Origin of the sequence: Youngiibacter fragilis 232.1 (assembly GCF_000495435.3) — a bacterium.
Classification (GTDB): Bacteria; Bacillota; Clostridia; order Clostridiales; family Clostridiaceae; genus Youngiibacter; species Youngiibacter fragilis.
In genome coordinates this window covers 61,950-69,673 of record NZ_AXUN02000215.1, presented here as the reverse complement: position 1 = coordinate 69,673, position 7,724 = coordinate 61,950, and the positions used below count along the sequence as shown (strand labels likewise).

At 46.0% G+C, this 7,724-nt stretch carries 11 protein-coding genes, 1 tRNA gene and 1 pseudogene; 7 read left to right on the top strand and 6 right to left on the bottom strand.

Going from position 1 to position 7,724, the window contains the following annotated elements; translation table 11 throughout:
* Window positions 1-62: 62 nt before the first annotated feature.
* Window positions 63-179 (top strand): annotated as a pseudogene (locus T472_RS19435) (zinc ribbon domain-containing protein); the annotation flags it as partial.
* A 174-nt stretch (window positions 180-353) separates the two neighbouring features.
* Complete coding sequence (locus T472_RS19830) at window positions 354-515, top strand: hypothetical protein (protein WP_023863728.1); 162 nt, start codon at window positions 354-356, stop codon at window positions 513-515.
* Between the two features lie 28 nt (window positions 516-543).
* On the opposite strand, the gene T472_RS16685 is transcribed toward T472_RS19830, so the two are convergent.
* The 3 genes from T472_RS16685 to T472_RS19635 form a co-directional block, all read right to left on the bottom strand.
* On the bottom strand, window positions 544-1,131 hold the full coding sequence (locus tag T472_RS16685) for a DedA family protein (RefSeq protein WP_341372057.1): 588 nt from the start codon (window positions 1,129-1,131) through the stop codon (window positions 544-546).
* A 147-nt stretch (window positions 1,132-1,278) separates the two neighbouring features.
* A complete protein-coding gene (locus T472_RS16680; protein ID WP_023384531.1) occupies window positions 1,279-1,872 on the bottom strand; it encodes a 4Fe-4S binding protein in 594 nt (197 codons plus the stop codon).
* Between the two features lie 24 nt (window positions 1,873-1,896).
* Window positions 1,897-2,052 carry a DUF6132 family protein gene (locus T472_RS19635; RefSeq protein ID WP_023384529.1) on the bottom strand — a complete coding sequence of 52 codons (156 nt, stop codon included), beginning with the start codon at window positions 2,050-2,052 and terminating at the stop codon, window positions 1,897-1,899.
* Between the two features lie 261 nt (window positions 2,053-2,313).
* Here T472_RS19635 and rd point away from each other — a divergent pair, with 261 nt between their 5' ends.
* Window positions 2,314-2,475: a rubredoxin gene (gene rd / locus T472_RS19430; protein ID WP_023384527.1), complete on the top strand. Its 162-nt coding sequence runs from the start codon at window positions 2,314-2,316 to the stop codon at window positions 2,473-2,475.
* Window positions 2,476-2,538: 63 nt separating this feature from the next.
* Here rd and T472_RS16675 read toward each other — a convergent pair.
* Both T472_RS16675 and lgt read right to left on the bottom strand, forming a co-directional pair.
* A tRNA-Arg gene (locus T472_RS16675) sits at window positions 2,539-2,613 on the bottom strand.
* Between the two features lie 127 nt (window positions 2,614-2,740).
* Window positions 2,741-3,520, bottom strand: coding sequence for a prolipoprotein diacylglyceryl transferase (gene lgt, locus T472_RS16670; protein ID WP_023384522.1), 780 nt, complete (start codon window positions 3,518-3,520; stop codon window positions 2,741-2,743).
* Window positions 3,521-3,630: 110 nt separating this feature from the next.
* On the opposite strand from lgt, the gene T472_RS16665 reads away from it, so the two are divergent.
* Window positions 3,631-4,011 (top strand): VOC family protein, encoded by a 381-nt coding sequence (locus T472_RS16665; protein ID WP_023384520.1) that lies wholly within the window; start codon window positions 3,631-3,633, stop codon window positions 4,009-4,011.
* A gap of 110 nt (window positions 4,012-4,121) precedes the next feature.
* Here T472_RS16665 and T472_RS16660 read toward each other — a convergent pair whose 3' ends face one another.
* Window positions 4,122-4,697 carry a VTT domain-containing protein gene (locus T472_RS16660; RefSeq protein WP_052011844.1) on the bottom strand — a complete coding sequence of 192 codons (576 nt, stop codon included), beginning with the start codon at window positions 4,695-4,697 and terminating at the stop codon, window positions 4,122-4,124.
* Window positions 4,698-4,948: 251 nt separating this feature from the next.
* Between T472_RS16660 and ord the strand changes: the two genes are divergently transcribed.
* Genes ord through ortB form a run of 3 tightly spaced genes read left to right on the top strand, consistent with a single transcriptional unit; the run spans window position 4,949 to window position 7,713 of the window.
* A complete protein-coding gene (gene ord, locus T472_RS16655) occupies window positions 4,949-6,028 on the top strand; it encodes a 2,4-diaminopentanoate dehydrogenase (protein WP_023384518.1) in 1,080 nt (359 codons plus the stop codon).
* The gene (gene ortA, locus T472_RS16650; protein ID WP_023384515.1) at window positions 5,991-6,305 is read left to right on the top strand and encodes a 2-amino-4-oxopentanoate thiolase subunit OrtA; all 315 of its coding nucleotides are present in this window, start codon (window positions 5,991-5,993) and stop codon (window positions 6,303-6,305) included. The genes ord and ortA overlap by 38 nt, the downstream gene beginning before the upstream one ends.
* Window positions 6,292-7,713 (top strand): 2-amino-4-oxopentanoate thiolase subunit OrtB, encoded by a 1,422-nt coding sequence (gene ortB / locus T472_RS16645; RefSeq protein WP_023384514.1) that lies wholly within the window; start codon window positions 6,292-6,294, stop codon window positions 7,711-7,713. The genes ortA and ortB overlap by 14 nt, the downstream gene beginning before the upstream one ends.
* Window positions 7,714-7,724 lie beyond the last annotated feature (11 nt).

Sequence of the window (7,724 nt, the reverse complement as noted above, 5' to 3'; positions counted from 1 at the left end):
GATGGTTTCCGTCAAGTCAGATATGCTCAGAGTGAGGCCACAAGGACGGGAAGAAGCCACTCCATGTAAGGGAGTGGACCTGTCCAGTTTGCCATTCCCAGCATGACCGCGACGTCAATGCAGCAAAAAATATACTGGCTGAAGGACTCAGGATAAGAACTCTTACACCAGAGTCTTAGCAATACAGAAACAAACAGGAACCGCAGGAATTGCGGGGTTAGCTTGGTAAACAAGAGAAACCTCTGGCGGCAAAGAAATAAGCCGGTAAGTATGCTCTGTTCCCAAGAATCTCGTGACTTTAGTCATGAGAGATTCAAACCAAGGGGTTGTTCACAAAAAAGGAAAATGTCACAATGGGCAAAGTGTCTTATGTGGTAGTCGGAGAGATACTCGACCATGAATGGCTGAAATCACTTTTCATGATGATAGGTTATACTTTGGACCAGATGGTTGAGATTGGTAAGGCTTCAGATAAGCCGGTAAGTGATATTGCATACGCACATGATGAGAAATGAAATAATCCCGGGCTGACCCGGGATTTTTCTATGCTGCTTTCTTTGAACTATATACCTTGAATCCGATGAATCCTGCTATGGCGATGAATATGGCGCCATATGCGATGTGGCTGTATACGTCCATGAACTCGAGCACCTTTTCCCAGTTTTCACCGAGCATTGCACCAGCAGTTACAAGTGCGGTATTCCAGATCAGGGTTCCGAGTGTGGTGTAGAGTATGAAGAGATTGAACTTCATCTCAGCCATCCCGGCAGGGATTGAAATCAGGCTCCTCAATATCGGTACCATCCTGCAGAAGAAGATTGTCCTGTATCCGTACTTGTCAAACCATGCGTCAGCCTTGTCGAGGTCTGATAGCTTGAGCCTGAGGATATGGCCATATTTTGTCACTATGACATCAAGCCTTTCCCTGTTCAGTATATGACCGATGTAGTAGAGTATTACCGCTCCAAGAAGGCTTCCGATCGTAGCGGCGATTATTGTCCCGATTACCGTCATGCTTGTGCTTGTGGTCATGAATCCACCGAAGGTCAGTATGACCTCGGAAGGGATGGGGGGAAATACATTTTCGAGCAATATCAGTAGGAGTGTACCGATGTATCCAAATTTTTCCATGATTTCAATGATATAAGACTGCATTATGTGTACCTCGCTATAATATTAGGCTTCAAGCCATACCTACATATTATAACCCAAATATTAACTGCATCTGAAATAATTGATGAAATTCTTCGGTAAATATGACGAAAACTTCAGATGAAATCAGGCGCTCTTCTTAAGGGAAGCGCTAGGCTTTTTTCCATCAACAATGATCATGTCTGATATGGTTGATACCGGACATACGGTGCACCAGGTCCTTGGCCTGTAAAGTGCGCCGAGAACAAGCCCGAATGTGGTAGTGGTCATCATCATGGAATACATCCTGTAGGCCAGATGTGTAAGCCATGGAGCCATACCCTCGATGGTTAGAAGCTGGGGGAAGTCAATTGGGATAGGTATAATGATCATGAACCTCGGATAGAGTATGGGCATCATCTTGCCAGCAGCGACCCTTATTGTAGACATTGTCACAAAAAACAAGCTGATACTGAAGTATACCAGGATTATCTTCTTGAGGTCTCCATTAAGTATGAACTTGGGGATTTTTCGTGTGCTTTTTTTCTTGAATTTTCCCAGCGTGGTGAAAAGACTTGCTCTCGGACAGTAGCCGGTACACCAGGTTTTCTTTTTATCCCTATATGCGAGGGCAAAAGGAAGAACCATACATATGGTTCCAAGAATTGAAAAATGAATGTTGATTATGCCAAGTGCAAAAAACGCGACAGTGGCAAGATAAAGATATTTGTTGTTTCGCAAATTATCACCTCTGTTTATCTTATGTTATGCCAGAATCAATCCCATCAATGCTCCGTAGATTATTGATCTTACTGGACTTGATGTTATCGGACAGCTTCCGGTTCTGCATCCTACAATTTTGTAGTAAAGGAATCCAAGGACTCCGCCTATGATCGGACCGGTTACGTATCTTAATATCATATTTTTCACTCCCTGCCATTTGGTTTCAACTGGACAATGTTTGCCTGAAATGCTCGATCGCCCATGGGGACGATACTTGAATTATATGTATCATAGCAGTATGTGTCAACAATTGTTTTTGTATTATCAATGATACCGATTAACAGGAAGACCAATTGTTAATCGAATGTGAAAAGACTGTGCAAGAATGATTATCCATTGTATATGAATTTCCATAGGAATATAATGATGTCATACAAATTCAGATAAGAGGTGACCTTTATGAAAGGCTATGTTTGCATGGTTTGCGGCTATATCTATGACCCGAAGGTTGGCGATCCTGATAACGGCATAAAGCCGGGGACTTCCTTCGAGAACCTTCCTGATGACTGGGTCTGTCCTCTTTGTCAGGCGCCGAAAAGTGATTTCGAGCCTGAAGAGTAGACAAATTCAGAAATATTATTTGGAACGCAACAAAACCCCTTGAAAATCAAGGGGTTTTGTTCATGGTACCCTCAGCGGGAATCGAACCCACATCTAATCCTTAGGAGGGACTTATTCTATCCATTGAACTATGAGGGCGGGTACAAAAGCTATTGTATAATAATGGGACTGGGATGTCAATAAAATGTGCGGGCTGTATTGAAAATTTTTCAGTCAGCTGACTTCAGATTCTCAGGCCCGCACATATTTCATGAAATTTTAGATTTTATGCCTTCTTCTTTTTTGTTAGTACTAGCATGACTATTCCGAATGCAATTGCCAGCAGCGAGATTATCTGGGCCTGCCTCAGTCCGAGGAACATCAGGCTGTCAGTCCTTAGTCCTTCTACGGCGAATCTGCCGATGGAGTACAGGATCATGTACCAGTATATGAGGCTTCCGTCAGCGCCTTGCTTCTTCTTTCCGTAAAGGAACATTAGTACTCCGAAGACAAGAAGGTTCCATATGCTCTCATACAGGAATGTGGGATGGTAATATGTACCGCCGATCAGCATTCCCTTCTGGATGAATTCAGGGAACATGGAAATGAACTCTTTGGTTACAGGACCGCCGTGAGCTTCCTGATTGAAGAAGTTGCCCCATCTTCCGATAGCTTGGGCAAGTGGTATTGTCACAACAGCAGCATCAGCCATCTTGAGTATGTAGCTCAACGTCTTCTTATGGACTGCCTTGTAGATGAGGACTCCTATTGCAGCTCCTATAAGACCTCCGTGGATTGCAAGTCCGCCTCCTCTTACATCAAGTATCTTAAGAAGGTCTCCCTTGTACTGGTTCCACTCGAAAATTACGTAGTAAAGCCTTGCACCGATCAGTGCGATGGGGAATGCGTAAAGGAAAGCGTCTGTTATGTGGTCAAAATCAGCTTCCTTCAGACCTCTTTTTGTGTTGAACCAGGTAGCTGCAAGTGCAGCCAGGACACCGATGGTTATCATTACGCCATACCAGGCGATTTCAATTCCGAAAATATCAAATGCGACAGGGTTCATATTTCACCTCGTGTTGTTTTTGTTCAATTATATCACAAGCAACCTTTAAGATTTCTTATATGGCATTAAGGTGTAAAATGAAGGGAAAGGTAAAAGAGGGAGGCGGTAAAATGAAGATATCGCATGTCGCTATTTGGACGAGAGACCTTGAGGTAATGAGGGATTTCTACTGCACATATTTCCATGGCATGGCAAATGAAAAGTATGTAAATGAAAGGAAGGGCTTTGAATCATATTTTCTAAGGCTTGATGGAGAAACGAGCATAGAGCTCATGAGGAGGGTCGACATTACAGGTGTTCCTGCAGCCGGTGCCACAGGCTATGCACATATTGCCTTCGATGCGGGAAGCAAAGAGGCTGTTGACAATATGACGGCGAGATTGGCTGCCTCAGGACTTACCCATATTGATGGTCCTAGGACTACAGGAGACGGGTATTATGAGTCAGTGTTCCTTGATCCGGAAGGCAACATGATTGAAATAACCTGCTAGATATTTTGGGATGCAGAAATGCATCCCTTTCTATTCCCTGGTTTTCCACAGACCCTCCATCCTTCTGCGAACCATGAAGACAGTGGCTGGTACCATCGAAATCCCCAATATTATAAGTATGAGAACATGAAACTTGTCCTGAACCGCTTCCAAATTTCCAAACAGGACCCGATAAGCGAGTAGAATGTGGCCCAGATGATATTGCCTGATATATTGAATGGAGCAATGTCCCTGTATTCGACACGGGTGAAGCCGGCAACGAAAGGATTTAGTCCTCTTGCTACCGGTACGAACCTTGATATCAGGAATGAGCGCCTTCCCTTGTGCTTATAGAAGCTTTTTGCCCGCTCCCAGTCTTCGTGCCTGATGAACCTGTGGAAAGTCGCTGCATCATACCTTCCGCCGAAGAATCTCCCGATCTGGAAGTTTAGCATATCACCAAGAATTGCTGCAGCAATGAATCCGATGATAAGGATCGGAAGATACAGGTCACCTCTTGCAGCGAATGCACCCGCCGCGACAAGAAGGGAATCCCCGGGAAGGAATGCGGTAACTACCCCGCCGGTCTCCATGAATATCATCACAAAAAGGACCAGATAGGCATAAGGACCGATATTCAAGATGAGATCCGCTATGTGGGTGTCAAGGTCCGATACATATCCAATCGCCTCATAGATCCAGTTCATTTTATACCTCCATAACCCTTTATCATACTGTAGCGCAAGAATCGGGGTTTTGTCTGAACCAAATCCTACCAATTGGTAAACAATTGCGGAAAATAAAGTTTGAGAGATGCTTGTACAATCACCACAGGGGGTTACAAAACATCATCGCATTTGATATGCTTAAATCAGATGAATAAAAGGTTTACATTGCATAAAGATAATAGATTAATTATATAAATAGAATACTTAATTCAATTGAGGTGATGTTTACAATGATCAAGGTGGTTGGATGGGGTGTTGGGAACATGGGCAGGGGTATCCTGGAAATGCTCCTTAAAAAGAAAGGAATTGAAGTAGTCGGGGCAATCGGCAGGAGAACAGGAGTCGGGAAGGATATCGGTGATCTTCTTGGATATGATAATCCTGTTGGAATCAAGGTGGAAAATGATGCTGAGAAGGTACTTGCTGAAACGAGACCTGATGTGGTCATCCTTTCAATAAGCTCCTATGTAAGGGGTGTAATGGATGAAATAGGGATTTGTGCAAGATACGGCGCAGATGTCATAACCATTGCCGAAGAGATGGCATATCCTTACCGGACAGAACCTGAACTGTCAATGGAAATAGACAGCCTTGCAAAAGAAAAGGGCATTACAGTTCTCGGGACAGGTGTCAATCCTGGATTTGTCCTGGATTCCCTAATTGCAGCACTGACCTACGGGACAAGGAGCGTAAGGCAGATAAAGGCAAGAAGGGTCAATGACCTGTCGCCATATGGAAGGACGGTCATGGAGGAGCAGGGCGTTGGGCTCTCTGAGGAAGAATTCCTTGAAGGTGTGAGGGGTGGCAGGATACACGGACATGTAGGGTTCCTGCAGTCAATACCTATGATTGCTGATGCGATCGGACTCGAATATGATGAGATCATAGAGACCAGGGAGCCGATAATGTCAACTGTCGAGAGAAGGACCGACCTCGTCGATATATTGCCGGGAATGACAGCAGGCTGCAGCCACTCGGCAGTGGCTTTCAGGAACGGCGTTCCCGTAATCATCCTGGAGCATCCTCAGCAGGTGATGCCGGAGCTTGAGGGGATTGAAACCGGAGATTTCATTGACATATTTGGGGACCCTGACCTTCATGTAGTGATCAGGCCTGAGACCCCGGGAGGAATAGGTACTATCGCATCTGCGGTCAACATAATTCCGCAGGTCCTGTCCTCACCCCCCGGTCTCCATTCGATGATGGACATGAGCATCCCTCACTGCATAATGGATGATTTCAGGAATCACGTAAACAAAGGAGGGTATATCCGTGAAGGTGCAAAAAGGGACCTGGGTAAGGATACATAGGATAGTCCTCAGTCCGGAGGAAAGGGCCGAAAACCTGCCTGAGGATACTGCGAGGGTCCCGCTTGAATCTTGGACAAAGGGGTTTCTCGTTGAGGGCTCTGAAACAGGAGAAGCTGCAAGTATCCTGACTCTTACCGGAAGGTCGGTATCCGGGACACTTGTGCAGGTCAATCCAGCCTACGACCATGGATTCGGTGAAGAATACATCCCAGAGCTTCTTTATATAGGAAGAGACCTGAGGATTCTCTTGGGGGAGGAGAGCCATGGTGAAGGATGACAGCTACAGGGCTGTGATGGACAGAAGGAATGAGATAATGAAAAGGGCAATCGGCATGGATTATTCAAGCTTTGAGATATCGCCGCTTTCATTCGATTATGAGGCCCTTATGTCTTCTACAGGATATTCTCTTGAAGACTGCATCAGGATCCAGAGTGATGCAGGAGTCGGCAAGACACCTCTTCTCGAGCTCAAGAACCTGACAAGTGTCGCAAGGCTTATTGCAGGGGGACGGAAGGGAGCAAGGATATTCATCAAGGATGAAGCATCCAATCCATCCGGAAGCTTCAAGGACAGGAGAGCCGCGATCTCTGTGCATCATGCAAAAAAACTAGGATACAGTGGAGTGGTTGCAGCGACATCAGGGAACTATGGTGCAGCGGCAGCTTCGCAGGCTGCAATGAAGAACCTTAAATGCATAGTGCTTCAGGAGTGCTTTGATTCAAGGGGGATTGGCCAGCCTGAGATACTTGAGAAGCAGAGAAAGTGTGAGGCTTTAGGTGCGGAGGTGATCCAGCTGTCCGTAGGACCTGAGCTCTTCCACACGTTCCTCCTGACCCTTGAGGAGACGGGTTATTTCAACGCATCACTATATTCATCCTTTGGGATAGCCGGGATAGAGACTCTCGGGTATGAGATTGCGGAAGAGACCAGAAGGCGTTTTGGAAGATATCCTGAAGCGGTGGTCGTAACCCATGCAGGTGGCGGTAACCTCACAGGTACGGCAAGGGGCCTCATCAAGGCAGGAGCAGCTGAAACCAAGGTCATAGGTGCCAGCGTCGACCTCACGGGTCTGCATATGGCTTCAGACACTGACTTCAACAGGAAATCATTCACTACGGGACACACGGGGTTCGGAGTGCCCTTCGCTACATATCCTGACAGGTCCGATGTGCCGAGAAGTGCTGCGAGACCGCTGAGATACATGGACAGGTATGTTACTGTAAGGCAGGGTGAAGTATTCTACATGACAGAAGCTCTTGCACAGCTTGAGGGACTTGAAAGAGGGCCTGCAGGCAACACCTCACTTGCTGCAGCTTTCGCATTGTCATTGGAGATGGATAAGGATGAGATCATAGTTGTACAGGAGACGGAATACACAGGTGCGGGTAAGCACCATCTTTCTCAGCTTTCATTCGCAAGACGGAATGGCATTGAAATTTCCGTCGGGGACCCGAGAACAGAGGTTCCTGGAAGGTCCATCGTGCTTCCTTCATCACCAGGGCTTATTCGTCCTGTTGAGATGGACATTATGAAGCTTAGAAAATCCCTTGCAGGAAATCTTCTCAGCATGAGGGATATCAGGACGGCGGGTCATGAAGATATCCGGTTCCTTATGGAAGAGACGAGGCTTGGCCGAAATGAGGTTATTGGGATACTTGATGGATTCGGGATAATTCATCCCTGACTGGAGGTGTG